At 59.6% G+C, this 23,651-nt stretch carries 26 protein-coding genes and 1 pseudogene; 5 read left to right on the top strand and 22 right to left on the bottom strand.

Annotation, left to right across the window (positions count from 1 at the left end; all coding sequences use genetic code 11):
- Window positions 1-18: 18 nt before the first annotated feature.
- The 19 genes from DOCECA_RS02410 to DOCECA_RS02320 form a co-directional block, all read right to left on the bottom strand.
- A complete protein-coding gene (locus DOCECA_RS02410) occupies window positions 19-1,035 on the bottom strand; it encodes a phage late control D family protein (RefSeq protein WP_420764277.1) in 1,017 nt (338 codons plus the stop codon).
- A gap of 9 nt (window positions 1,036-1,044) precedes the next feature.
- Window positions 1,045-1,257 carry a tail protein X gene (locus DOCECA_RS02405; RefSeq protein ID WP_420764276.1) on the bottom strand — a complete coding sequence of 71 codons (213 nt, stop codon included), beginning with the start codon at window positions 1,255-1,257 and terminating at the stop codon, window positions 1,045-1,047.
- Window positions 1,250-1,633 (bottom strand): phage tail protein, encoded by a 384-nt coding sequence (locus DOCECA_RS02400; RefSeq protein ID WP_420764275.1) that lies wholly within the window; start codon window positions 1,631-1,633, stop codon window positions 1,250-1,252. Before DOCECA_RS02400 ends, DOCECA_RS02405 begins: the two co-directional genes overlap by 8 nt.
- Window positions 1,633-3,543, bottom strand: coding sequence for a phage tail tape measure protein (locus tag DOCECA_RS02395; protein ID WP_445571408.1), 1,911 nt, complete (start codon window positions 3,541-3,543; stop codon window positions 1,633-1,635). Before DOCECA_RS02395 ends, DOCECA_RS02400 begins: the two co-directional genes overlap by 1 nt.
- A gap of 257 nt (window positions 3,544-3,800) precedes the next feature.
- Entirely contained in the window at window positions 3,801-4,367 is a 567-nt protein-coding gene (locus DOCECA_RS02390) for a phage tail assembly protein (protein ID WP_420764273.1), read from the bottom strand.
- Window positions 4,368-4,517: 150 nt separating this feature from the next.
- Window positions 4,518-5,024: a phage major tail tube protein gene (locus DOCECA_RS02385; RefSeq protein WP_420764272.1), complete on the bottom strand. Its 507-nt coding sequence runs from the start codon at window positions 5,022-5,024 to the stop codon at window positions 4,518-4,520.
- Window positions 5,024-6,190 carry a phage tail protein gene (locus DOCECA_RS02380; RefSeq protein ID WP_434609871.1) on the bottom strand — a complete coding sequence of 389 codons (1,167 nt, stop codon included), beginning with the start codon at window positions 6,188-6,190 and terminating at the stop codon, window positions 5,024-5,026. The genes DOCECA_RS02385 and DOCECA_RS02380 overlap by 1 nt, the downstream gene beginning before the upstream one ends.
- Window positions 6,191-6,192: 2 nt before the next feature.
- Entirely contained in the window at window positions 6,193-6,402 is a 210-nt protein-coding gene (locus DOCECA_RS02375) for a hypothetical protein (protein ID WP_445571407.1), read from the bottom strand.
- Between the two features lie 99 nt (window positions 6,403-6,501).
- Window positions 6,502-6,912, bottom strand: coding sequence for a phage tail assembly chaperone (locus DOCECA_RS02370; RefSeq protein ID WP_445571406.1), 411 nt, complete (start codon window positions 6,910-6,912; stop codon window positions 6,502-6,504).
- Entirely contained in the window at window positions 6,906-9,413 is a 2,508-nt protein-coding gene (locus tag DOCECA_RS02365; RefSeq protein WP_445571405.1) for a phage tail protein, read from the bottom strand. Before DOCECA_RS02365 ends, DOCECA_RS02370 begins: the two co-directional genes overlap by 7 nt.
- Entirely contained in the window at window positions 9,414-10,049 is a 636-nt protein-coding gene (locus DOCECA_RS02360; protein WP_445571404.1) for a phage tail protein I, read from the bottom strand.
- Entirely contained in the window at window positions 10,046-11,041 is a 996-nt protein-coding gene (locus DOCECA_RS02355; protein ID WP_445571403.1) for a baseplate J/gp47 family protein, read from the bottom strand. The genes DOCECA_RS02360 and DOCECA_RS02355 overlap by 4 nt, the downstream gene beginning before the upstream one ends.
- Window positions 11,038-11,370, bottom strand: coding sequence for a phage baseplate protein (locus DOCECA_RS02350; protein ID WP_420764265.1), 333 nt, complete (start codon window positions 11,368-11,370; stop codon window positions 11,038-11,040). Before DOCECA_RS02350 ends, DOCECA_RS02355 begins: the two co-directional genes overlap by 4 nt.
- 11 nt (window positions 11,371-11,381) lie before the next feature.
- The gene (locus tag DOCECA_RS02345; protein ID WP_434609857.1) at window positions 11,382-11,993 is read right to left on the bottom strand and encodes a phage baseplate assembly protein V; all 612 of its coding nucleotides are present in this window, start codon (window positions 11,991-11,993) and stop codon (window positions 11,382-11,384) included.
- 3 nt (window positions 11,994-11,996) lie between these two features.
- Window positions 11,997-12,509, bottom strand: a complete 513-nt coding sequence (locus tag DOCECA_RS02340; protein ID WP_445571402.1) for a hypothetical protein — start codon at window positions 12,507-12,509, stop codon at window positions 11,997-11,999.
- A gap of 36 nt (window positions 12,510-12,545) precedes the next feature.
- Window positions 12,546-12,896, bottom strand: coding sequence for a phage holin family protein (locus tag DOCECA_RS02335; protein ID WP_434650110.1), 351 nt, complete (start codon window positions 12,894-12,896; stop codon window positions 12,546-12,548).
- 49 nt (window positions 12,897-12,945) lie between these two features.
- Complete coding sequence (locus DOCECA_RS02330; protein ID WP_445571401.1) at window positions 12,946-13,527, bottom strand: DUF642 domain-containing protein; 582 nt, start codon at window positions 13,525-13,527, stop codon at window positions 12,946-12,948.
- A gap of 41 nt (window positions 13,528-13,568) precedes the next feature.
- Window positions 13,569-13,751 (bottom strand): Com family DNA-binding transcriptional regulator, encoded by a 183-nt coding sequence (locus DOCECA_RS02325; protein WP_434651105.1) that lies wholly within the window; start codon window positions 13,749-13,751, stop codon window positions 13,569-13,571.
- 461 nt (window positions 13,752-14,212) lie between these two features.
- Window positions 14,213-14,947 (bottom strand): LexA family transcriptional regulator, encoded by a 735-nt coding sequence (locus tag DOCECA_RS02320; protein ID WP_003198297.1) that lies wholly within the window; start codon window positions 14,945-14,947, stop codon window positions 14,213-14,215.
- 544 nt (window positions 14,948-15,491) lie between these two features.
- Here DOCECA_RS02320 and DOCECA_RS02315 point away from each other — a divergent pair.
- The 5 genes and pseudogenes from DOCECA_RS02315 (at window position 15,492) to fdxA (ending at window position 20,313) form a co-directional block, all read left to right on the top strand.
- Entirely contained in the window at window positions 15,492-15,845 is a 354-nt protein-coding gene (locus DOCECA_RS02315) for a DUF6124 family protein (protein ID WP_445571400.1), read from the top strand.
- Between the two features lie 252 nt (window positions 15,846-16,097).
- Window positions 16,098-16,840, top strand: a pseudogene (locus DOCECA_RS02310) (zeta toxin family protein).
- An 11-nt stretch (window positions 16,841-16,851) separates the two neighbouring features.
- A complete protein-coding gene (locus tag DOCECA_RS02305) occupies window positions 16,852-17,019 on the top strand; it encodes a hypothetical protein (RefSeq protein ID WP_186611217.1) in 168 nt (55 codons plus the stop codon).
- A gap of 258 nt (window positions 17,020-17,277) precedes the next feature.
- A complete protein-coding gene (gene mutS, locus DOCECA_RS02300; RefSeq protein ID WP_420764259.1) occupies window positions 17,278-19,845 on the top strand; it encodes a DNA mismatch repair protein MutS in 2,568 nt (855 codons plus the stop codon).
- A gap of 144 nt (window positions 19,846-19,989) precedes the next feature.
- Window positions 19,990-20,313 carry a ferredoxin FdxA gene (gene fdxA / locus DOCECA_RS02295; protein WP_065886008.1) on the top strand — a complete coding sequence of 108 codons (324 nt, stop codon included), beginning with the start codon at window positions 19,990-19,992 and terminating at the stop codon, window positions 20,311-20,313.
- A gap of 490 nt (window positions 20,314-20,803) precedes the next feature.
- Here fdxA and rpoS read toward each other — a convergent pair whose 3' ends face one another.
- The 3 genes from rpoS to DOCECA_RS02280 all read right to left on the bottom strand — a co-directional run bounded on the left by rpoS (window position 20,804) and on the right by DOCECA_RS02280 (window position 23,625).
- Complete coding sequence (gene rpoS, locus DOCECA_RS02290; protein ID WP_420764258.1) at window positions 20,804-21,811, bottom strand: RNA polymerase sigma factor RpoS; 1,008 nt, start codon at window positions 21,809-21,811, stop codon at window positions 20,804-20,806.
- 106 nt (window positions 21,812-21,917) lie between these two features.
- Window positions 21,918-22,763: a peptidoglycan DD-metalloendopeptidase family protein gene (locus tag DOCECA_RS02285; RefSeq protein WP_434562560.1), complete on the bottom strand. Its 846-nt coding sequence runs from the start codon at window positions 22,761-22,763 to the stop codon at window positions 21,918-21,920.
- Window positions 22,764-22,989: 226 nt separating this feature from the next.
- Window positions 22,990-23,625 carry a protein-L-isoaspartate(D-aspartate) O-methyltransferase gene (locus DOCECA_RS02280; RefSeq protein ID WP_161796107.1) on the bottom strand — a complete coding sequence of 212 codons (636 nt, stop codon included), beginning with the start codon at window positions 23,623-23,625 and terminating at the stop codon, window positions 22,990-22,992.
- Between the last annotated feature and the right edge of the window lie 26 nt (window positions 23,626-23,651).

The raw sequence follows: 23,651 nt of genomic DNA, 5'->3' as shown, positions 1-23,651 counted from the left end.
GGCCCCTCCAAGCCCCGGTCACGCTCTTGCATCCAGGCAAGTCGCCTCAACGCTGCAGCGGTAGCTTTTCTCCCGGCTACCGCTGGCGGTGACCTTGTCGATCGACCAGCGACCGCGCATGAAATCGGGCCAGGAAGGATCGAGCAGCACGATGCCCTCGGCGGACAGCCCCGGGTTACCCGGGCATTCGATCGTCACCTTAAGGGCCTCGCGCAGCATCCGGCGCACCTCGCCTTCGCCGGCGGCGCGGGCCTCTTCTGCGCTCTGGAAGCGCTGGCGCAGGGTCTTGAACGGCGCGATGCCGCTCTCCTCGACCCGCAGCTTGCCCGCCGCCGCATCCCACCAACAGGTCTTGCAACCCTCGTACTTCGCCCGCGCGGTTTCATCCAGCTTGGCCGAAATGAAAGCGTGGTCGCCCGGGCGATTGTTCGTCGTCACCGACAGCCTTATCTCGGGCAGGACCTTGCCCGACAACGACTTCGCCTGACCGCGCCGGGCCAGCACATACAACTCGTTGACTGGTTTGGCCACAGCGTCATAACGATGGGCCAGGCGGGTCAGCAAGCCCATGTCGGTTTCGTTGGTTTGGTCAATGTGCTCGATTTTAATCAGCGAAAGCTCCGGCGCCACACGGGGCGAGAACCCGTGCCTGGACGTCAGCTCCCGAAACAACGCCCCCAGGGTCGTCGGGCCATGGCTGATGGATCGGCGCTGCTTGAAGCCCGTCTGGTCAGCCGCGCTGAACGGCGCCGCCATGGCCACCAGAACGAGTTGCAGAGGAAACAACAACGGCGTGCGCCGAGTGATGACAAACTCGCCTTTGTCCACCAGCCCCGATTCAAGATAACCGACCCGCAGGCCGATTTTCCCGCCCAGGCTTGGCAACCCTTCGAGTCCGTCCAGGCTGATGGTGAGCGTCAATTGATCGGACTCGATCCCCGCCGCGTCGACGTGGCTCCAACCGAGCAGGCGTTCGTTGAGCAGCGCGGCGTTCGCACCATAAATTTCCACCGCAGGCGTGAAACCCAATGACATGTCGCCTCCTTAATCCCAGGCCGAAACCGGAGGGATCGCCACGGGCTTGAGATCCACTTCCGGCAGGACAATCCATACGCCCGCCGGCAATACCGGGCCCCATTGCGCCAACCCCGGATTGAGCAGCCAGAGCGCCTCCTCAACGAGGTCGTCACAGCGCTCAAGCTCGCGGTACAGCAACAGATTCACCGAATCACCGGCGATACTTCGAACCCTACGCATTGGCGAACTCCGTTAAATCAATCACCCAACCGACCACCATCGCCGTGCCATCGTCGATGACCTCGGTCTGGGTCTCCGACACCTTGTTGATCTGCCACAGCCCCCAGTTGCGACCGATGCCATCGACCAATGGCAAAGGGATGCGCAAGGCTTGCAGTGCTCGCAATTCATCGAGGCGATCCATGGCGGTCGCATACATCGATTTGCCGGTGATCGTCAGCCCTTGCAAGCCTTGCCCGACCTGACTGGACCTGGGTTTGCTGGTGAGGATGTCGATGTTTTTCCAGCCACCGTCCGAGGTGCGAACCAGCGAGTGATAAGCGAAGTTGCGGGAGAGGCCGAAAATGAAATTGCCCAACGCCATTTGTTGACGCATCACGTACCTCCGTCCGTCAGGGCCGCGTCACTGCGCATGGCGAGTGAGTTGGGCATGAGTTGGAATTGGCTGCTGATTTGTTGCACCACCAGGTTCGCCAATTGGGCGGCACTGGCCTGATCCTGGCCGTTGATGTAGATGTTTGCGGTCAGGGTGTTTTGCTGGGTGGTTGCCTGGGTGCCGGCCAGGTCTTTGCTGACCTGCTCTGGGGCGGCGAGCCTGTCGGCGGGCGTGGCGAGTTTGTCACCCAGCCAGGACCCCGCCTCCCTGCCCATCCAGCTTCCCGTCAGGCCGCCAACAAGCGCGCCGATCGCTCCACCGAGGACGGTGCCGATGCCCGGACCGAAAAAGGTGCCAATCGCAGCGCCTGCCGACGCGCCCGCCCGGCCGCCGCCAGCGGCCCCCAGGCCCTCTCCGATCATTCCGCCGTCCCCATTGATCGCGCCCTCGACGACCTCAGCGGCGGCACCTAAAACCATCGCTTTGGGCATTAAACGAGTCACCGTACGCAATGTACTGGTCACGCCTTGCAGGGAGCGGCCGCCGCTCACACCACCCTCGGCCTTCGCAGCGCTCGTCGGCTCCAAAATTCGCTTGGCCGCTCGACTGCCCAATTCATCCGTGAGGGCCTTGAGCAACGCCCCCACCAGCGGCTTGATCGCCGCGCCGACCAGCACAATGGCGGCGGCGGCTTTAGGTGAGGTTTCAGCCAACTCGCTCATGTCATCGTTCAACGACCCGAGCCATTGCAGCGAGCTGTCCACAACGGGTGTCACGGCATTGCCAGCGGCCGCCGACAAACGCTCATTGCTGGCGTTGAAGACGTTCCACCGACCTTGCTGGGTGTTCGACAACGCCAACGCATCCTGCCGCACCGAGCCCTTGTCACCCAATAGCGACGTGGCGTAGTGGGCCGGGTCTTTCACCTGCCAGAACGCTGCGTTCACATCGTCAAGCTTCTGAGCCATGCGTAGCACCGCTTGGTCGCCCACGCCAAACAGCGAAGCGGCGAGGTTCGGGCGCTGGTCCACAGGCTGCGCATTCAAGGCCGCCAATACCGACATCGCCGTACCGGGCGCTGCGTCTTTGGCACGCAGCCCACTCGCCACTTCCTCAGGGTCAAGCCGCAACTGCTTCCAGGCTGCCTGCTCGGTCGCGGAGGCCTGATTGCCCTTGCCCAAAGCCTTCGCGAAGCTATCCAGCGCGGCGCCGGCTTCAGCTTGTTGCGAACCGGTGTTGAGCAACGCCGCCGTCAACGCTGCGGCTTGCGCTGGTTGCAAACCCGCCGAAGTCGCGGCCGCACCGTCACGCTGCAACACGGTACCGATCTCACTGGCTTTCGCACCGCCGGGGAGCTTGCCGAGGTGGTTGGTTGCATCCGCCAGGTCAAACGCTTTTTCAGCGCTGAGTTTCATGGCGGTGCGCCAGCCGAGCAGCATCTCGGCGGCTTCCATGGCCGGCATCTTGAATGTGGATGCCGTCACCCCTGCATCACTGGCAAAGCGCAACAGTGCCAATTGCCGGTCCGAGGCATTGGGCAGATCGCTGCTGATTCCCGCCCTGGCCGCCAGGCTTTCCATCCTCACGACATCAACCGCCGTGGTCCCGCCCGCCGCCACCAATGGCGCGCTGGCGATGCGCTGGGTGGGCTCAGCCATCTCGGCAATCTGGCGAGGGCTGAATTGGGTGGCCAGCTTCAGATCGGCAATGGCTGAATCCATCGCTATCGCGGGTTTCAGCAGTTCTGGTGGCTCAATACCGCCGGCCGGCTGACCCTTCGGTTCCTTGGCTGTCTCGCCCTTGGCGCCGGTTCCCATTGCCTGGGAAAACAATCGCTGCGCCGAAAGCTTGACGGTCAGCGACTCGATTGCCGTGGTCAGTCGGCCGAGCTTGAGCCCAAGGTTTTCCATCGCGAGGCTCAGTCCTGGCAGCCGATCCCCAGCGGAGATGATCACACTGCTCGCAGGGTTCGTATTTGAGGCCGCCAACCCACTCTCGTTGAAGGCTGCGTATCTGAGCGAATATCTATCGTCCGCCATCCCGCTCTACTCCTGTTTCACGCCAAGGCGAGTGATCGCGATGTCGTATCGGCGCAAGGCCTTGCCGGCGTCCCACTCCAGGATTTCCGCTTCACTTACCGAGTAAATGAGCGGCACCACATCGAGGATCACTTCGATGTCGCGCTCCGAAAGAAGTCCGCCGGTTTGTTTAAAAAATCGTCGATGCGCACCTGAAGTTGCGTCCAGTCAGGCACAGTCAGCGAGGCCAGATCGGGCAGCATCAGGCCGGTGCAATGGGCCGTGATGAACTCGGCGCGTTCCTTGGCCGTCTTCAGTTTCTTCATCGCCTTGGTGGCCCGCAGAACCGGCATTTCCAGGGTCAATGAGGTCAGGCTGCGGCCCGCGACGTCGAGTGGTTGCAGCAGCGGCATCTGGTCAGGATCGGCCTGTGGGTCATCCAGGAAATACGACGCCGGGCGCGTGGACATTTCGAGCACGTACTGGGCAATGCTCACGTAATCCGGACGCTTGAGCTGATCGAGCTCCTTGCCCGACAGGCCGGTGGCCAATTTGGCCAATTCGAAGAATTGCTCGTCTTCGTCATCGCCGGCACGGGCCAAGGCGTCTTTTTGCGCGGCGTAGTACAGCGGCCTGAGTTGCAGTTGCTCGAGCTGCGAACCGTCGTCATCGGTGATCGGCGATAACAGCTCAAGGGTTGGAGGCATCCAGGACATAAAATCAATTCCTTGAAAAATCGGGGATCCCCTGTGGGAGCGAGCTTGCTCGCGATGGCGACGGTTCATTCAATATCAAGGTGTCTGACACTCCGCTATCGCGAGCAAGCTCGCTCCCACAGGGATTGCATCTAGCCGGCTGGCAACTGCTTAAGGCAGCAACACCGCACGACGCGCATCGCCAAGAATGTCGACGCCGTTGAGCACGAACTTCTGGGTGCGCACGTCGATGTCGATCACTGGGATGCCGTTTTCCAGGCGGCTGTAGGTGCGGCAGGACAGCTCCAGGGTGGTGGTGGGCGTCTCGTTCATTTTCAGGGCGGCTTCGTCGAGGGATTTCAACTTGCCGCCCACAGTGTGGTAGGTGAACCAGGTATTGCCGTCCTGATCCTGGCCCGCCTCGCGCACGTTCAGCAGGATGTCGTCTCCGACGCTCACGCCCAGCGCCAGCATGATTTCCGGGCCGACACCTTGCAGCACCAGTTTGGCTGTCAGCGCTTTGCCGCTCTTGGCCATTTCCTCGCCGATGAAGCGTCCGCCGCGCATTTCTTCCATTTCGAATTCAATTTTCGGCGGCGTGAATTCTTCCACGGTCGCCGACAACGGCAGGCCCTGCAGGGTGGCCGCAATGGCCTGTCTTACGCGGTTGGTAAACATTAGAGAACGTCCTCCAGAAACTGCTCGATGATTTCATCGCGGGCATTGAGTTGATAAATCATGTGTTCATTCGGCGCATAGCGGCCGTAGTCGATGACTACGTACCAGGTGCCGTTCTTGTACTTCTCGACGCTGTTCAGTTCCGGGTGCAGGTACACGCTGCCGCCAGGAATGGTTTCGTCGGCCACCAGGGTTTGCAGCCAGTCGTTGATGCGCTTGACCTCCTGGTCCATGAACGACTTGGTCAGGTTCTTGGCCATGGCTTTCTGGCCGGCCTTCACCAGCTTGCGGCTGATGGCGTCTTCCAGGCCGACGTAGCTGATGAACTTGCCGGTGATGGAACGGTTGCCCAGCAAAGAGAAGCCGCCGAGGATGGTGCGGGCGTAATAGCTGACGCCGTAGCGGTTGAGCAGATCGCCTTCGGTGGAGGTGTCGAGGATGTTGTATTCGACGGTGCGGGAAACGTCCTCGGCGAAGGTCACCTGATTGCCCGGACTCTCCCACTGCTTGACCTTGGCAAGTGCGGCGATGGCCAGGCTCGACGGGGCCAGGAAGACGTTTTTCTTCGCCGCCTTGGAGTACACCGCCGGCATGTTGTGCACCACCAGGCAACGGTCGAAACCGAGGTCGGCGCCGCCCAACTCCTGGCTGTAGGTCACTTGATCAGCGACCGAGGCGTCCTTGCCATCCAGCACCACACGGGCCTTGATGCGCTTGCCGAACGAAGCGAACTCGCCGGCCACGGCCTTGGTGCCGGTGAAGCCCGGCGCGCCGATGATCGTCAGGTCTTCGGCCACGCCACTCAACGCGGCCAGGCCCAACTTGCGCCCGGTCTGCGCCTCGATGCCGCCGACTACATTGTTCTGCGTGTCGGCCAGTGTCGCGCCCTCTTCGACGATGACCACATACACCGGCACCTTGACCACTTTGAGGATCTGGTACACCGCGTGGAACAACGTCCCGGCCTCGGCACCGCTCGGGTCGAGCTGGGCTTGGGTGGTAAAACTGTTGATGCGAAACGGAGTATTTTTCGGAATCAGCGGGTTGGCATTCGGCGCGGTGCCGACCAGCCCGATGACGTTGTCCCCCAGGCCACCCATGGCCTCGGGAGATTCGGTGGCATTGACGGTGATGCCGTTGTGCTCGAAGTTCAAAACCTCAGCCATGGTTATTCAGCCTTTTTGGTGGTGGCCTTTTTGGCCGGGGTGGATGCGGAAGCCGATTCGCCGGCTTCGGTTTTTTTCAATGCCAGGCGACCGGCGCTGAGCAAGGCGTTGGCCTCGACGTCGAGGAGGTCGAGTTCCTGGCCGGTGCTGGACCAATGACCGCCTCCGGTGGGGAAAGGGAGTAGCACGGTGTAGGTTTGGCGTGGTGCCATTTGGGTTTGTCTCCAGATATGAAAAAGCCCCTGGGGAAGGGGCTATTGGGTGTTGTTGAAATTTGACGGTCAAAAAAATGCCCCGTGGTGCGGGGCGATTTATTGGGTTTGGCTGGCGAACCAGGACAGCACGACGGGGCGGTGTTGGCTGTCGGGGAAACTAGGTGACTGCGGCCAATCCCGGAGGGACTGCCGGTAGATAAGCAATTCGGAAAACTGAGCGTCCGTCAGGGTAGTCTCCTGTTGCAAGTCCTGTTCATCTCGATGACGTGTCACGAGCCACTCGCTGGCGTGCATCTTCTCATCGCGCCAGGCTCGCTCGCTGGCGGCCAGAGAATTGCCCTCCCTCACCGGCTCGACAAATGCCTCTCCGTCGTACCGCCATCCGTGGCTGATTTCTTCGCCGCATGGTTTCCACATCAAATCCGGGTGGAAACGTCCTGCTGGATCGACCTCCGTCACCTCATGCACAACGCTGTCTTGTATCAATGCCCACATGTTGATCACCATCTGATAACTACTTGGCCGGGCGACCCATTGCCACCGTTGCCGTTTTCATTGCCACCGCCCCCGCCGCTGCCGGCAAGCGTACTAGACGAACCGCCTTGCTCAACTGAACCCGCTCCTGCCCCATAACCTCGGCCGCCCGCGCCATGTCCGCCGCCGTATATGGATCCAGAAGAAGCCACGCCATTGTCGTGGCGAGTTGCATGTCCACCTGAGCCCAACGTGGTATTGATATCTCCTCCTGAGCCAAGGCCCGCTCTGCCGCCGTACCACTTCGACGCACCAGCGCCGCCCGTGGCACTCATGAAACTGCCAAAAGACGATGCATTGCCAGGGGCTCCGTCGCCATCACTTCCGGCCCAGCCAGCCCCACCAGCGCCAACAGTAACCGTGACAGAGGAAACGCCGGTCAGATCTACCAACCCTTCGGCAATCCCGCCGCCACCTCCGCCGCCTCCGCCGTGGGAGAAGCGCCCGCCACCGCCACCACCGCCAAATACAGTAACCCAGACCTTCCTGACGCCAGCTGGCACTGCCCAAGTAAACACCCCGGCGGCCTTATAAGTCTGAGTTGCCTTGAAAGGACCGTGTCGACTGGTTGTAATTTCCTCCCAGTCTTTCCACTGCCCATCCTCACGACGCGCGCGGACCGCCATGCCAACCTCATCCCCGGACATTCCCCCAATCAGCGTTTGTGTCAGACGCTCGCCGGCATTGGACAGGCCGGAAACCCTGAGACCGTAACGTCGAGTAGGGCTCCAGCCGGGCGGGATGTTGAGCTGGCCTGACGTGGCTGTCAGGTAATCACCCGGTATCGTGTAGTCATTCAAATCGAGCGCGGTACCAACGATTGCGCGGCCCACTCCAAACGCCCCTGGAGCAAGCATTGCGCCCGGGGTCAGATCGAGCGGGTTAGCTTGTTTTGGAGTGTTGTTGCTGCTCCATATCTGCGCCCAAGAAGTCCAGACACCACTAGCAGTACGCGTACGTATACAAGTAATCGGTAGGATGGAATTCACCAACGAATCCCAAACCTGCGTAGCCATGTTGCTGCTGCCCCGCTCCATGTGGAACACGGTGCCCTGGGGAATTTGTCCCGTGCCCTGCTGTGGGGGATATTCCGGCTTCGTTCCCGTGGTCGAAGCGCTGACTAGAAACACACCGTTTTCCACGAGGCTATCGATACTCCCGGTGTAGCTGTAGGCAGAGCCCCCCAGGCCATAACGAGCCATGACGGCCCGAACCCCTCCGTTGAACGCAGCAGACAACGCATCCGGGACCGATCCGTTCTCCGCATACCAGGTAATGCCCGCGCCGGTCGACAAGGTGATGCTGTCCATTGTCTTCAACACCAACTGATTAGCAGCAATACCCGCCACATAATCCGTACCTTGCAAGACGATGGTTGCAGTACCGGTCGATACGTTCAGCAGGTTAATGGTGCCGCCATTGAACCCAGTGCTTGCCTTCGGCAAGGTGATATTCACCGGGTTGGCCGAGTTGATGATGAACGACTTACCGAACGCATCCGCAGTCAGAACGGTACTCGCGTCCAGCCCACCAACGCTCGAATGGTTGCCGAGCGCACGCTGCACAAATGCAGTCGTCGCGAGTTGCTGATTGTTGGTGCTGACCGGTGCAGTCGGAGCCGTCGGGACGTCCAGCAACGCGGGCGAATTGAGCGGCGCAAACCCTTGCGTGATGTTCTGAAACACCAACGCCGTAGTGCCCAGTACAATCACCCCATCGGTAATCAACTGCCAGATCGTGTTACCAAGCGTCGTCCCCTCCTCCACCGAGACAATCAATCCCGAGGTCACCTCGACACTCGCATCGGCATCCGTCGCCCGAACCCAAGCACCGTTCGCAACCACGTAGATACCGTTGTCCTTCGCCAAGGTCTGGGACTTGACCAGAACCCGATTCCCGGCGACCACCGCCACACCATCAATCGCCTGCGCACCACTCAAGACAATGTTGGCCGTCGTCGCCACACGCACCGACTGCTTCCTGTCGAGCTTGGCGAGTTCGTCGGCCACGTAGCCGGTCACCCAGGCTCGCGTCGCCTTGACCACGGTATCGTCAATCAACAACGTCACCAGCTCGGCATTACTCGTCTCGAAAATCGACCGGATATAAAACTCTTTCCCCGAGCCCGAAGTCGCCAGTACCGGCTTGAACGACTCCGGATATTTGACGATCGCATACAAAATCCCGGTATCGGTCCAGATCCCCGCCTCACGCACATACCAGCCGCCCACGTCGGACGGGATGGTGACCTCGGCCAGCAACCAACTCGGATTCTTCTCATCCTGGAACAGCGCATTGAGCGGCCCGCGCCAGACTTCGCGCTTGAGCGCGGTGGCGGTAGCCGCCGGGTTGTATTGCGCACCGCCGCCGTCACCGACGGAGATCTGCGACAACTTGATCGGTGTGCCCGCCGCCTTGCAGGCGGTTTCGTAGGCGATCCCCGCATCGGTGAGCAGGGTGTAGTAGTCGGCCATTTAGGACCCCTGTGGATAAATAGTGGAGGTTTCGACGGTGTAGAGCCCGGCGGCCATATAGGCTTGGCCCGAGGCTTGCAGCCCTTCGATGACAATCGGGAAGACGGTAGTCAGCTCACCGCACAGCGTGGCGGCGCCGATGACGTGACGGCCGAAGGCACTCAAGCCGACCGAAACGCCCAAGGTGTCGCGCTCACTCTTGGCATCGGCCAGGCGGCGGTCGAGACGGGCGTCGATGGTTTCGCTGTAGGGCTGTTCCGTGAACGCCCTGACGGAAAAACTGTAGGGCGGGCCTGGTGGCGTTTGTTCATACCAGGCGCGCACTTCGGGCCTGAGTTGCAAACCCTTCGCGGCATTTTCCAGCGCCGTTCGCGTCCCCGCCTGCCGCGCGGTGGGCCAAGCGAGTTCCACGGTCAGGCGTTTTTCAGCCTCGGGCGCCGCGGTGCTCCACTCACTGACCCCACGATCCGCCCCCAAATACGGCAGGAACGCCAAAGGCGTGGCCGCCGGGTTCATCAACTCGGGAAACGGCGGATCGATGCGTTCCAGCAATTGGGCAAACCCAAGATCCAGCGCCCGCTCCAGCGGTGAACTGTTGACCGGCAGCAGGCTCGGTCGAGATGTGTCGTCGCTCATAACGTATCCACCTCGACCTCGACGCCCGTGCAGTACGGCGCCTGGAAAGCCGTCGTCACGATCGGCGCAAGCGGTTCGAGAATCTGCAGTTGAACCGCGCCGGCGCTGTGCAGCGTGTAGTCGATCCAGCTCGGGTCCACCCGACCTTCCAGGCGATGGCAGGCCTCGGCGTATTCCTGCAGTTGCCGCTGTGCAGCAACCTGGGTCAGGCCCGAGTCAGGGCCGGGATTGATCTTCGCCACGACGCGGATCTTGTAGCTCTCGATCTGCGCGGGTTGGACGATGACCCGGTCCGTTTCCGGTCGTACATCCGGTCGGGCGAAGTGCTCGCGAACACCGTCGAGCAGCCCTTCGGATGGCGTTCCATCGCCGTAGCGGGACAGCACCGTGACCGTGACTTCGCCGGGCGCGGTGCGGCGTCCGTTGCCGTCCTTGATCTGGGCGGCGTAGCTGTCCGGGTCGAAGGTGTACGTGACCGTCACCACACCCGCCGAAGCGCTTTCAACCTTCACGACGGGGCGTTGCCCCAGGGTGAAAATTTCCCGTCGATATTGCATGCGCGAGCCAGCCGCCGGGGCATGGGGCGCCAGGTAGTAGCGCAGCCGCGCATCGTCATCGCTCTCGTAGACCGGGGGAACGGGCGGGAATGCCGCCGGATCGCCCGGGTCGAGCAACTGGCGTTCAAGACCCATGTCCGCGAGGCGAGCATCGAGGTTGGTGCCGGTGGCCCACCACGCCAGCATCTGCTTGATGCGGGCGTTGTATTTGCGTTCGTGGGTTTGCAGCCGGACACAGAACGCCTCGAGGGCCAGGGTCAGCAGTTCGCTTTCGTTTTCGAGGCTGTCGACCAGTTTTGCGGCGCTTGCGGGAGAGCGTGCCGCGACATACTCCACCACGAAGGTCTTGAATTCTGCGAGCAGATCCTCGAATGCCTCGACGGTGACGATGGCCGGTTCGGCCAGTTGGTTCTGGCCGGGTATCAACATGCTCATGCCACCACCTCGAAAGTCTGTTTGCGGTTTCTCCAGGTGCCGGCGAAACGCAGCAGCAATCCCGCACCGTGCCGGCTGGCAACGATGACCTGCGGCTCGAAATCATCGATACCGTTGTGCGGGTTGTAGAACGCTTGGGCCGCATGGCTCTGGGCGAGGATCAGCAGGTCGTCACCGAGGTTCTGCCCCAGTAACTGCGTGAGTGCGCAGCCATACAACGGACGCTTCTGACGAGTGCCCAACGGCGTGGTCAAGGCACGGGTAGCGCGCTGCACGAACTGCAGCCAGTCGTCGACCGTGGCGCCGGTATTTCGATCGATTCCAATCATGGGGAAATCTCTTATGCGGTACTGATGACGCGTCCCTGGTGATCCACCACCGGGCCGCTCAGGTGCACACCCGACGCGTCGAGGCGAATGCCAACAGCGCCCAGTTGCAGCTCGATGGTTTGCGGCGTCATCACCAAACTGGATGGGCCAATGTTCAACCGGAGGGATTCGCGGGAACCGCTGAATGCCGCCGGACCGTTGTTCCAATGCAGGACATGGCTGGCGTGGTCGTAGCCGTTTTCCGCGCCGTCCTGATAGAGGCGACGCGTCAGCGAAGCCTGGGTCGAGACGGGCGGAAACTGACCACCGTTAAGGCCGAACAGCGCCACCGCTTGGCCACCGCCGTCGCCGCCGCCATGGTTGAGCAACAGGCACTGCTCGCCCACGGACGGAATCCGCGACTCGCTCTGGGCGCCGGCGCTCGGGTTGAAGAAGCGGATCGCCGGTGTCAGCAGCCCGCCATGGCTGACCTTGCAGGTATTGGTGGCGGCATCGACTTCCTGACACACACCGATGCGACAGAAACTTTCCGCACGCCGATGCAGGTCTTCGAGCTCGGTTTCCATCTGCGCCAGACGCTCGATGATCGGCCCCAGATGCATCCGCAACAGCGCATCAAACATGGTTCAACCCTCGAGTGCTGTGTATTGATCTGGGTCGTCGATGCTCAAGACTTCCCAGGTTCGCGCGAATTTCGGAATGCCCAACGGGTCATCCAGCAGCGTTGGCCCCAGGTACAGGGCCTGGCTGAAAGAAAGGGTCCAGGCGGTGTATTGCCGCGCCGGATGGATGAATGTTGACGGGAGGCCATCGAGCTCCGTCGGCAGGTCGCATTGATCACCGGACAGCCCCCAGCGGTTATCCATGACCAATTGCTTCAGCTCTGCGGCCAAATCGCAGGCGTCCCATCCCGGAACGGCCATGACCACCTGCAAAGACACCGTCAGCACATGGGCGATACGCCCGTCGTTGGCGCGAAGGCCGGACGCATCGCGCTCAATGGCGATCAGCACCCAAGGTTGGTCGTCGGTGCCGTCGAATTCTTGGGGGCTGCCGATCTTCAAGGCGGGATAAGTGGCGCGCAGCGTCTGGGCAATGGCGAAGAACAGCTGCGACGGTTTTTCGATAAGGACGGGCATTGATCGCCTCCTTTATTTTGGATCAGCGAGGACGATTCACGGCTGGTCGGGAGGAATGTCCCGCGGTGGCACTTCGCAGACGCCAATCCGCTTGGCGACCCAGCGTTCATAGAGACCGATCGCCACATCGGCACCGGCCATGGCGGTCAGGCAACCCAGGGCACAAGCGCTCCAGATCGACATCCCGAGGGCGTACAAAAGCATCGTTGCCGATACGCCGCAGACCACGCAGGCACCGGAGCGCAGAACCACGCGGCGCAGCAGCGGCCAGCCACGGGCTCCCTCCTTGTCGGCGCGCCACATCTCGCCGGACACCCCGCCCACCAGGGCGAGCACGATGACCAGCCAGATCGGCATGTCCAGCAACGCTTGTTGCTCGTTTGTCATGTCAGGCTTCCTGGGGGTGAGTAATGAGCGTTTGGAGACAGGCGACGTTCTACAGTCGCTCAACGATGACGTTGTCGATGAAAGCGAAGTTGACGTAAGGATTCTGTTCGTTGGAGAAGGCCAGGGTTGTTTGAGTGGTGACCGCCGTAAAATCCAAGGTCATGGTGGCCCATTCGACCACACTGCCTCGGGCTACTGGCGTATTGAATGTTGCGGTTTGCCCGGCGACTTTCACTTGGATAACACCTTCCCCAGAGCGATTGGCGTAAACCGAATTACCTGCGCTGAAGGTCAAGCGATATTTAGCACCGGCCACCGTGGCGAAGTTCTGTTGAATCCCACCTCCGTTGCTATAAACGCTGTTAGCCAAATCGACAATCACCACACCTGCCGGCGCTACGGAACCACGGATCGAAGCGGCGACATTGAAGTACTCCGCCCCAGACAGGAAGGTTGTCCAACCGGTGATGAAATCGGCCTGTCCCGTCCTATTCAACACACAACTGTCAGCGCAGCCCGGCTGTTCAAAGCTGCCGTTGGTCAAAAGATTGGCCGCCGTGGCGTTGCCCGTTGCGCTGAATAGCGTGAAGGCCAGCAGGAATGGAGCAATGGTTCTTTTAATAGAGTTCATGGTGATACCTATTGAGTCGAATGATTGTTCGCGAAGGACTGTCATTGGGTACGGCATGCAGGGACTATCCCGCACGCTGTTCGCTCGCTGGCGTTCACTCGAAGCTCAACGGCCTTCACATGATTCAACGTCCCACACCGGGAACACTTGATCTGGAGTTCGGTGTTCTCGCCCATCCGGGCCAGAAGTTTTTTACAGTGACCGCATCTGAAATCCTTCAGCATCGAAAGCCCTCCCATTGGCGGCGGTTTGAAGTGCCTCGCGGCACAGGCATTCCAAAAAGCCCGGTTACCCAGGCTTTTCAGTAATGCGCTTGATCTTTCGGCGCGACTGGCGCGGTACGGATCCATTCAAATTGTTCCTCCGGCCGCGGTCCCTGCCCGCCGGATAACTGCTTCTGGTGCTTTACGCTGCACACCCGGGCCAGTTGCCAACCCTCTGAACCGTTAAGGCCGGTTCATCGCTGCCTGTGGGTAGAACTAAAGAGCTTTGTTGCCAGCCGCTTTGTCGAGCGGCTTGGACACAGAATATGCATGGATGCATATACAGTCAATGCGTAAATGCATTTATTTATGCATGGCAAATGCATGAACGCATGAAACCCGCAGAAACACTGAGGGTTGCCAGTTTTCAGGAGGCGAAAAAAAACCCGCGCGGCGGCGGGTTTTATCTGACAGCGGAGGGGTTAACGGGCGTACATGCCCCACCAGAAGACGTGACCGAGGATGACGATCTGCTCGTCCTGCATTTCCTGGAACGTGTAGTCCTCATCCGGATGTTCATCGCGGTTGAAGCTGCGCAGACGAATGCCAGTGGGCAAGCGGTATAGCTGTTTCACCCGCAGTTGGCCGTTGTGGTTGATGGCGTAGAGGTCACCGTCGACAATATCGCCGATCCCGCATTTGCCCGCGTTCACCCCAACCGTGGCGCCGTCACGCAGCACCGGCAACATGCTGTTGCCGCGTACCGTCACACACTTGGCCTGGTCGAACTGCACGCCGTTGTGGCGCAGGCTGCGCTTGCCGAAGCGCAGGCTGGAGCGCTCGCTTTCCTCGATGACGAATCTTCCTGATCCAGCAGCCAATTCAACCTCACGCAGAAAAGGGACCGACACCTCGTCTTCTTCGACAGGTGTTTCGTCGTCCCACAGGCTTATGTCCTTGAGTTCGGAATGCGGCTCGTCGCGGCGTGCATTGCCGGCGGGCACAACGTCCGCGCGCCCGCGCAACTGGTCGGTGCTCACGGCAAAATATTCGGCGATCTTCGAGATGTGTTTATCCGAAGGGTCGACGATCTTGCCGCTGAGGATCCGCGAGAGGGTGGACTGAGGCACGCCGGTACGCCGGTGAAGCTCCGTGGGGGAGATCCCGTGCTGATCGAGCAATGCTCTTAATACGGTAGAAACGTTGCGTTTTTGCATAACGCGCATAGTGCTTGTTCTTTTCGCAGAAGACAAATGCTGATTTGCATAAATATGCAATTCCAGCGTCGCGCATTTCTTGTGGCGAGGGAGCTTGCTCCCGCTTGAGTGCGAAGCGCTCACAAGAAGGGTCTGCTGCGCAGCCCAGCGGGAGCAAGCTCCCTCGCCACGGAATTCTTCCTACAAGCCCTTGGGAAAAGGCTTCAAAGACGTCCTTCAAATGTGCGACGCAAGGCTACGTTTCCTTGCGCCTCTGCCTACAACTACGCCAGAATCCGCCGGCTTGTGCGCCTTGGATCCCATCGGTACTTTTGATCCTGTCACTGCTCATCAGTGATCGGGTTTAGTAGCCCGGTATTTCCAAGATGTACATCGCTCCATCCAGTCAGGTATTCCCATTCCTGCATTCGATGGTAGCTGTGCGCAGGGCGCCCTCGGGTGCGCCGGTTTCTTGGATCCCCGGTCTACTAACCTGCGTACAGCTGCCACCCACTTCGTTTAGTAGCGAATCGGTGATGGCTCCCACTTCGAGGATCCAAGCATCATGAGCAAGAACACTCCAAATCCCCCAGACGATCACATCTCCCGCAGCCAATCGGCCAACGCCAAGAAACTCGACGACGCGACCACCCGCGCCCTGGACTATTACCTCAAGCCGAAAACCGACAAAGAAACCGCTGACACACCCGACACCCTTTTCATCATCGCCCCCAACATCGACGCCGAATGCCTGCTCGCCAACCTCAGCGAAACCCTGGCCTCGGCCAACGCCATGGTCAGCGACCTGGCATTCGACCTGAAGGGCTCGCGGCGGAATATCCTGCTGGGGGTTCAACAGATGATCGAGCTGAGCCAGTTGCTGGCGAACCGGGCGTTGGATGTGGTTGAGGTGAGGTAAACAGGTCCCATTAAGCAGAAACATAAATGGCCGTATGTATAGCCATAGTGTTCACTTAAGAAAACGAAGAGCTTGTTGGGGGAGTTCGCTCCGCTGGGCTTGGGAGCCCTCCTTTTTTGTGTGCACTCCGCACTCAAGCAGAAGCAGGCTCCCTCGCCACCGCTTCACCGATTTCCATCATGGACAGCACTGGACACCAATAGGTCGCTTGAGTCCGGGTCAAACACAGGAATATTAAAAAGGATTAGATTAATGACGGAGGATGCCAACACTCGCAATCAGGAAGTGGCTTTAGCAGATCGAACCGTTTATGAAGACGCATTGCGCTTCGCTCGATCCAATAAAAAAGCAATCGCAAAACGACTTACAGATAAGGAGCTTTATCCACCAGAAGAAGCGCCGGTATCAGTTTTCATGGCGGGTTCCCCTGGCGCAGGTAAAACCGAGGCCTCAATAGCTTTGGTGAATCTCTTTGCGGATACCGCCATTCTACGGATAGATGCTGATGAGCTGCGAAGTGAGTTTCCAGCTTATACGGGAACAAATTCGTGGCTTTTTCAGGGTGGGGTTTCGATTCTGGTCGACAAAATCCTCGATTCGCATTGGATCAAAGGCAATCGTTTATCCTTGACGGGACGTTTTCCAACATAGATGTTGCAAGACGGAACGTCGACCGCTCATTGAAAAAAGGCCGATTCATACAAATTTTGTATGTCTATCAATCACCTGTGCTTGCCTGGGGGTTTGTCAACGCTCGTGAGGCGGCCGAGGGTAGGAGGATTCACAAAGAGCATTTCATCCAGCAATACTTCGCAGCACGTGACGTCGTGAACGCGCTTAAGCTAGAGTATCAAGGTGATGTCCATGTAGATCTGTTGCTCAAACATATCGACAATTCGGGACGACTTTACAAGGCTGGTGTCGATAAGATTGACTACCATATCCCTGAGCAACACACGCGGGCGGACCTAGAGGCCATGCTCGGAGCACCATAAGGAGGGCACCTATGATTTCGATCAAGCTTGGCTTGTCCAAAGGAACCAAGAGCACCTTCGCCGATTTTATTCGTAACGCGAAATCGGACCAAAAGAAGCGTGTTTATAGCGAGGTTTTGACGGAGGCTACCAAGCAGCAAAACCTAGTCATGATGCAGGCCGAGGCGAAACGAGCCTGATGTCAAGACTGGAACGAAGCCCGACCATGTGTCGGGCTTTTTGTTGCCTGGTTTCATACCTCAGGCATATTTCCGCGCCGCATCTAGAAGCGATATCGGAAGGAAGAAGCCCAGCTTCACCAACATCGAAGCACTCATCCCTGGGTAGCACCAGACCGCCCATGTTAACCTTGCGCCCATCGCGGAAAAGCCGGGCCGATGCCCCTCCTTTTGCCTACACCTTTCAACGAGCTTTGCCTGACCCCAATGAATACCGCCGTGAACGACCTGTCCTCCCACACGCCGATGATGCAGCAATACTGGCGCCTGAAGAACCAGCACCCCGATCAGCTGATGTTCTATCGCATGGGCGACTTCTACGAGATCTTCTACGAAGATGCGAAGAAAGCCGCCAAGCTGCTGGACATCACCCTGACGGCGCGTGGGCAATCGGCGGGCATGGCGATTCCGATGTGTGGGATTCCTTACCACGCAGCGGAAGGTTATCTGGCGAAGCTGGTCAAACTCGGCGAGTCCGTGGTGATTTGCGAGCAAGTCGGCGACCCGGCCACCAGCAAAGGGCCGGTGGAACGCCAGGTCGTGCGGATCATCACGCCGGGCACGGTCAGTGACGAAGCCTTGCTGGACGAGCGTCGGGACAACCTGATTGCTGCAGTCCTGGGCGACGAGCGCCTGTTCGGTCTGGCGGTGCTGGACATCACCAGCGGCAATTTCTCGGTGCTGGAAATCAAGGGCTGGGAAAATCTGTTGGCGGAGCTGGAGCGGGTCAACCCGGTGGAGCTGTTGATTCCCGACGACTGGCCCAAAGACCTGCCGGCGGAAAAACGCCGTGGCGTACGTCGTCGGGCACCGTGGGACTTCGAGCGCGATTCGGCGTTGAAAAGTCTTTGCCAACAGTTCGCCACGCAAGACCTCAAGGGCTTTGGTTGCGAAAACCTGACCCTGGCCATCGGCGCTGCCGGTTGCCTGCTGGCCTACGCCAAGGAAACCCAGCGCACCGCCCTACCCCACTTGCGCAGCCTGCGTCACGAACGCCTGGATGACACCGTGGTGCTGGACGGCGCGAGTCGGCGCAACCTGGAGCTGGACACCAACCTGGCCGGCGGACGCGACAACACCTTGCAGTCGGTGGTCGATCGCTGCCAGACCGCCATGGGCAGCCGCCTGCTGACCCGCTGGTTGAACCGTCCGCTGCGGGACCTGACGGTACTGACAGCGCGCCAGTCATCCATTACTTGCCTGCTGGACCGCTATCGCTTCGAGCAGTTGCAACCGCAGCTCAAGGAAATCGGCGACATCGAGCGGATCCTCGCTCGCATTGGCCTGCGCAATGCCCGTCCCCGCGACTTGGCGCGCCTGCGCGACGCCCTCGGCGCGCTGCCGGAACTGCAAGTGGCGATGACCGACCTCGAAGCACCGCACCTGCAACAACTGGCGCGCACCACCAGCACCTACCCGGAACTGGCCGCGCTGTTGGAAAAAGCAATTATCGACAATCCGCCGGCGGTGATCCGTGACGGTGGCGTGCTGAAAACCGGCTACGACGCCGAGCTCGACGAACTGCAATCGCTGAGCGAGAACGCCGGCCAGTTCCTGATCGACCTCGAAGCCCGGGAAAAAGCCCGTACGGGCCTCGCCAACCTCAAGGTCGGCTACAACCGCATCCACGGCTACTTCATCGAACTGCCGAGCAAGCAGGCCGAGCAAGCCCCGGCCGATTACATTCGCCGCCAGACCCTCAAGGGCGCCGAGCGTTTCATCACTCCGGAGCTCAAGGCGTTCGAAGACAAGGCGCTGTCGGCCAAGAGCCGCGCCCTCGCCCGGGAAAAAATGCTCTACGAAGCCCTGCTCGAAGACTTGATCAGCCAGCTCCCGCCGCTGCAGGACACCGCCGCCGCCCTGGCTGAACTGGACGTGTTGAGCAACCTGGCCGAACGCGCGTTGAACCTGGACCTGAACTGCCCGCGCTTCGTCAGCGAACCGTGCATGCGCATCAGCCAGGGTCGTCACCCGGTGGTCGAGCAAGTACTGACCACGCCGTTCGTGGCCAACGACCTGAGCCTGGACGACAATACCCGCATGTTGGTGATCACCGGCCCGAACATGGGCGGTAAGTCCACCTACATGCGCCAGACGGCGTTGATCGTGCTGCTGGCCCACATCGGCAGCTTCGTGCCGGCGGCCAGCTGCGAACTTTCCCTGGTGGACCGCATCTTCACCCGGATCGGCTCCAGCGATGACCTGGCGGGTGGGCGTTCGACGTTCATGGTGGAAATGAGCGAAACCGCTAACATCCTGCACAACGCCACCGAACGCAGCCTGGTGCTGATGGACGAAGTCGGCCGGGGCACCAGCACCTTCGACGGCCTGTCCCTGGCCTGGGCTGCCGCTGAACGCCTGGCTCAACTGCGCGCCTACACGCTGTTCGCCACGCACTACTTCGAATTGACCGTACTGCCGGAAAGCCAACCGCTGGTAGCAAACGTCCACCTCAACGCCACCGAGCACAACGAACGCATCGTCTTCCTGCATCACGTGTTGCCCGGCCCAGCCAGCCAGAGCTACGGGTTGGCGGTGGCGCAGCTAGCCGGCGTGCCGAGCGATGTCATCACCCGCGCCCGCGAGCACCTGAGCCGCCTGGAAACCACCAGCCTGCCCCACGAAGTACCCCGCCCGACCAAAGGCAAACCGGCCGCGCCGCAGCAAAGCGACCTGTTCGCCAGCCTGCCCCATCCGGTGCTGGATGAACTGGCCAAGGTTGACCTGGACGACCTGACGCCACGCCGTGCACTCGAATTGCTTTATACATTGAAGACACGGATCTAACGCACAGGCTTTCAAGCTGTTAGAATCTCGCGCGGTTTGGGATGCTGCTGCCTATTAGCCTGGGTTTGCAGACTATCGCTCCCGAACCCCGCGACCCCTACCGTGAAGGGGCTTCGCCGCAGCCGCCTGAGGAGAGAATTAGAAATGACCTTCGTCGTCACCGACAACTGCATCAAGTGCAAGTACACCGACTGCGTAGAAGTGTGTCCGGTGGACTGCTTTTACGAAGGCCCGAATTTCCTGGTCATTCACCCGGACGAGTGCATCGACTGCGCCCTGTGTGAACCGGAATGCCCGGCGAATGCCATTTTCTCGGAAGACGAAGTGCCAGCTGGCATGGAGAACTTCATCGAGCTGAACGCTGAATTGGCGGACATCTGGCCGAACATCACCGAAAGGAAAGACGCCTTGCCGGACGCTGAAGAGTGGGATGGCAAGCCAGGCAAGATCGCAGACCTCGAGCGCTGATCTTTCCCGCGTCACCAAAGGCCCCTTGCGGGCCTTTTTGCTGGTTGAAAACAAAATCGCAGGCAAAAAAAAGGGGCGGTTTGACCCGCCCACATTTTTTCCCTAATCCCTTTAATCCTATTCATCGTCCTGATGAATCGCATCCTGCGATATCCTTTCCTTCCCATCATCCTTGACAGGTGTGTCTGTCCGTCGACACAGGACTGATATTAGTGTTTTCCCATTTCTGTGCAATGGCCCGCAGGCGTCTTCCTGCCCTCTGTAACAGTCCGTTCACAGAAACTTATCTTGTTTAAAAACAACTAGTTAACTATTTTTCACCGCATTCGTTAGTCATCTGTCCCATTGAAGGAAAACCGAACGCTTACGTAACAGTAGGCAAAGGCTTACAAACTGAAACTACAAAATGGGTAGGACTGGAAAATCAAATGGCCCAGAAACGCAAAAGCCCCGAACCAGTCGGGGCTTTCTCTGCTGCGCTTGGTGAGTGTTATTGAAACAACGATTCGCTCGACAGGCCATTTTTCTCCAGGATCTCCCGGAGGCGCTTGAGGCCTTCGACCTGGATCTGCCTCACCCGCTCCCGAGTCAAACCAATCTCCAGGCCGACATCTTCCAGCGTGCTGCTTTCATGGCCGCGCAAGCCGAAGCGGCGAATCACCACTTCCCGTTGCTTGTCCGTAAGCTCCGAGAGCCACTGGTCGATGCTCTGGGACAAATCGTCATCTTGGAGCAACTCGCATGGATCGGTGGGACGGTCATCGGTCAGGGTATCGAGCAGCGTCTTGTCAGAGTCCGGCCCCAGGGAAACGTCCACCGACGAAACCCGCTCATTGAGCCCAAGCATGCGCTTGACCTCACCCACAGGTTTTTCCAGCAGGTTGGCGATTTCTTCAGGTGAAGGTTCGTGGTCCAGCTTTTGGGTCAGTTCACGGGCAGCCCGCAGATAGACATTCAACTCCTTGACCACATGGATCGGCAGCCGAATGGTCCGGGTCTGGTTCATGATCGCCCGTTCGATGGTTTGGCGGATCCACCAGGTCGCGTAGGTCGAGAAACGGAAGCCGCGCTCGGGGTCGAATTTCTCGACAGCGCGAATCAGCCCCAGGTTTCCCTCTTCGATCAGGTCCAGCAGCGAAAGCCCACGATTGACATAACGTCGGGCGATTTTCACCACCAGGCGCAGGTTGCTTTCAATCATGCGTTTTCGACCGGCCGGGTCGCCACGTTGCGACAGGCGCGCAAAATGAACTTCTTCCTCGGGGGAGAGCAGCGGCGAGAAACCGATTTCGTTGAGGTACAGCTGAGTGGCGTCCAGCGCCCGGGTGTAGTCGATGTACTTATGTTGTTTAAGTGAAGCGGAGTGTTTGGATTTGGCACGAACGGAAGGTGGAGTCGCCCCTTCATCATTCGACATCGAATCCATAGCGATGCCGGTCTCCATAAGGAGAACCTCATCGTCGATGTCAAACTCCGGCACTTCTTTACTGAGAGCCATTGTTATAGTCCTTTGGTGAGTTCGACCTCAAGCTCGAGCGACGCCTTTATCCTTGGCAACGCTGGAGCCTGTTCCCTCTACGTGACGGAACAGGCTGACAACCGAATCAACGACGTGGCAGGAATTGCAGCGGATCTACAGGTTTACCTTGTCGGCGAATCTCAAAATGCAGCTTCACCCGGTCTGTACCCGTTGATCCCATCTCGGCAATTGTCTGTCCGACCTTGACCTGCTGCCCCTCCCGAACCAACAGCCTGCGGTTGTGACCGTAGGCACTAACGTAGGTATCGCTGTGTTTGATGATCACGAGTTCGCCGTAGCCCCTCAAACCACTCCCGGCGTACACAACCGTGCCATCAGACGCGGCTAAAACAGGCTGTCCCAAATCCCCGGCGATATCAATTCCTTTATTCAAACTACCGTTTGAAGAGAATTTTCCAATGAGAACGCCATTAGAAGGCCATCCCCAGCCAGTCGGGGCGGGGCCTGCAGGAGGCATCGGAGCAGGGGCCGGCTTGTTCGCGACGGACGGTACAGCCGCCGGCGCGGGACCCGCCGGACGACGGATAACCGTGGTTTTGCTTGAGGACGAAGGTGTGGAACCGGACTGGGTGACGACCGCCGTAGGCGTTGAACCGCTGCGCCCGTCAAAGCGAATTGTCTGACCTGGGTGGATCGTATAAGGCGCAGGAATGTTGTTCCGGGCCGCGAGGGCTTTGTAGTCCCAGCCGTAGCGAAAAGCGATGGAAAACAGCGTATCGCCACGCCGGACTACATACTGGCCGGTCGTGACCGTTGGCCGTTGCGGTGTCGCATTGTTGCGATCAACCACTCGGACGTTACCCGAAGGCGTGCTGGAACAACCGACCAGCAAGGTACCCAAGAGAAGGCCAGTCACCAGGCGCTTTAAGCTCGTGATACCCATACGCTGCGCAATGACTGTGAGACTCACCCGCCGCTCCCTTTGTGGTGGCTGAAGAAATTCGAAACTGCCTGTCCAGGCAGACATGTTGCCCTATGGCTCGCCGACATTGCGCGTCTATAAAGGAAGCGCAATGGCCGCCCGCACACGTTTGCTCGACGCTGTTTAACGTTATCTGGCAAACCGAAGCCCGGCGAACGGGTGCTGCCGTAAGACACAGTCCGTGTCCTGGAATTCAGCATCCGATCACAAATGCTCAGGCCAACGGCCCGTTGAGCAACGGTACGAAACGCACCGCCCCGAGGACGTGTCGTGAAAAACCGTGCTCTTCGCGCACAATCAACATCAGCTGCTGGACTTCACCCGCACCGACCGGAATGACCAGGCGCCCGCCCGGAGCAAGCTGATCCAACAAGGCCTGGGGGACGTCTGTGGCCACCGCCGTGACAATAATGCCGTTATAAGGCGCCAACGCTGGCCAGCCTTCCCAACCGTCTCCCCAGCGAAATACCACGTTGCGCAGATTCAATTCCACGAGACGTTCCTTGGCGCGATCTTGCAGCACCTTGATCCGCTCCACGGAAAACACACGTTCCACCAACTGCGACAACACGGCGGTCTGATAGCCCGAACCCGTGCCGATCTCCAGCACCTTGTCCAGCGGCCCAGCCTCCAGCAGCAGCTCGCTCATGCGGGCCACCATATAAGGCTGGGAAATGGTCTGGTTATGGCCGATCGGCAACGCCGTGTCTTCATAGGCGCGATGGGCCAGCGCCTCATCGACGAACAGGTGACGCGGCGTGCGACGAATCACCTCCAGCACCTGGGCATTCGACAGCCCTTCTTCGTAAAGCCGCTGGATCAACCGTTCCCGGGTGCGCTGGGAGGTCATGCCAATTCCCCGGCGCAGCATATCGT

This window comes from Pseudomonas sp. E102 (assembly GCF_052660185.1).
This window is presented reverse-complemented; position numbering and strand designations above follow the sequence as displayed.

Excerpts from the sequence above, each read along its gene's own strand:
- DOCECA_RS02410 (WP_420764277.1), bottom strand. The coding sequence starts at position 1,035 with ATGTCATTGGGTTTCACGCCTGCGGTGGAAATTTATGGTGCGAACGCC.
- DOCECA_RS02405 (WP_420764276.1), bottom strand. The coding sequence starts at position 1,257 with ATGCGTAGGGTTCGAAGTATCGCCGGTGATTCGGTGAATCTGTTGCTG.
- DOCECA_RS02400 (WP_420764275.1), bottom strand. The coding sequence starts at position 1,633 with ATGCGTCAACAAATGGCGTTGGGCAATTTCATTTTCGGCCTCTCCCGC.
- DOCECA_RS02395 (WP_445571408.1), bottom strand. The coding sequence starts at position 3,543 with ATGGAAAACCTTGGGCTCAAGCTCGGCCGACTGACCACGGCAATCGAG.
- DOCECA_RS02390 (WP_420764273.1), bottom strand. The coding sequence starts at position 4,367 with ATGTCCTGGATGCCTCCAACCCTTGAGCTGTTATCGCCGATCACCGAT.
- DOCECA_RS02385 (WP_420764272.1), bottom strand. The coding sequence starts at position 5,024 with ATGTTTACCAACCGCGTAAGACAGGCCATTGCGGCCACCCTGCAGGGC.
- DOCECA_RS02380 (WP_434609871.1), bottom strand. The coding sequence starts at position 6,190 with ATGGCTGAGGTTTTGAACTTCGAGCACAACGGCATCACCGTCAATGCC.
- DOCECA_RS02375 (WP_445571407.1), bottom strand. The coding sequence starts at position 6,402 with ATGGCACCACGCCAAACCTACACCGTGCTACTCCCTTTCCCCACCGGA.
- DOCECA_RS02370 (WP_445571406.1), bottom strand. The coding sequence starts at position 6,912 with ATGGTGATCAACATGTGGGCATTGATACAAGACAGCGTTGTGCATGAG.
- DOCECA_RS02365 (WP_445571405.1), bottom strand. The coding sequence starts at position 9,413 with ATGGCCGACTACTACACCCTGCTCACCGATGCGGGGATCGCCTACGAA.
- DOCECA_RS02360 (WP_445571404.1), bottom strand. The coding sequence starts at position 10,049 with ATGAGCGACGACACATCTCGACCGAGCCTGCTGCCGGTCAACAGTTCA.
- DOCECA_RS02355 (WP_445571403.1), bottom strand. The coding sequence starts at position 11,041 with ATGAGCATGTTGATACCCGGCCAGAACCAACTGGCCGAACCGGCCATC.
- DOCECA_RS02350 (WP_420764265.1), bottom strand. The coding sequence starts at position 11,370 with ATGATTGGAATCGATCGAAATACCGGCGCCACGGTCGACGACTGGCTG.
- DOCECA_RS02345 (WP_434609857.1), bottom strand. The coding sequence starts at position 11,993 with ATGTTTGATGCGCTGTTGCGGATGCATCTGGGGCCGATCATCGAGCGT.
- DOCECA_RS02340 (WP_445571402.1), bottom strand. The coding sequence starts at position 12,509 with ATGCCCGTCCTTATCGAAAAACCGTCGCAGCTGTTCTTCGCCATTGCC.
- DOCECA_RS02335 (WP_434650110.1), bottom strand. The coding sequence starts at position 12,896 with ATGACAAACGAGCAACAAGCGTTGCTGGACATGCCGATCTGGCTGGTC.
- DOCECA_RS02330 (WP_445571401.1), bottom strand. The coding sequence starts at position 13,527 with ATGAACTCTATTAAAAGAACCATTGCTCCATTCCTGCTGGCCTTCACG.
- DOCECA_RS02325 (WP_434651105.1), bottom strand. The coding sequence starts at position 13,751 with ATGCTGAAGGATTTCAGATGCGGTCACTGTAAAAAACTTCTGGCCCGG.
- DOCECA_RS02320 (WP_003198297.1), bottom strand. The coding sequence starts at position 14,947 with ATGCAAAAACGCAACGTTTCTACCGTATTAAGAGCATTGCTCGATCAG.
- DOCECA_RS02315 (WP_445571400.1), top strand. The coding sequence starts at position 15,492 with ATGAGCAAGAACACTCCAAATCCCCCAGACGATCACATCTCCCGCAGC.
- DOCECA_RS02305 (WP_186611217.1), top strand. The coding sequence starts at position 16,852 with ATGATTTCGATCAAGCTTGGCTTGTCCAAAGGAACCAAGAGCACCTTC.
- fdxA (WP_065886008.1), top strand. The coding sequence starts at position 19,990 with ATGACCTTCGTCGTCACCGACAACTGCATCAAGTGCAAGTACACCGAC.
- rpoS (WP_420764258.1), bottom strand. The coding sequence starts at position 21,811 with ATGGCTCTCAGTAAAGAAGTGCCGGAGTTTGACATCGACGATGAGGTT.
- DOCECA_RS02280 (WP_161796107.1), bottom strand. The coding sequence starts at position 23,625 with ATGACCTCCCAGCGCACCCGGGAACGGTTGATCCAGCGGCTTTACGAA.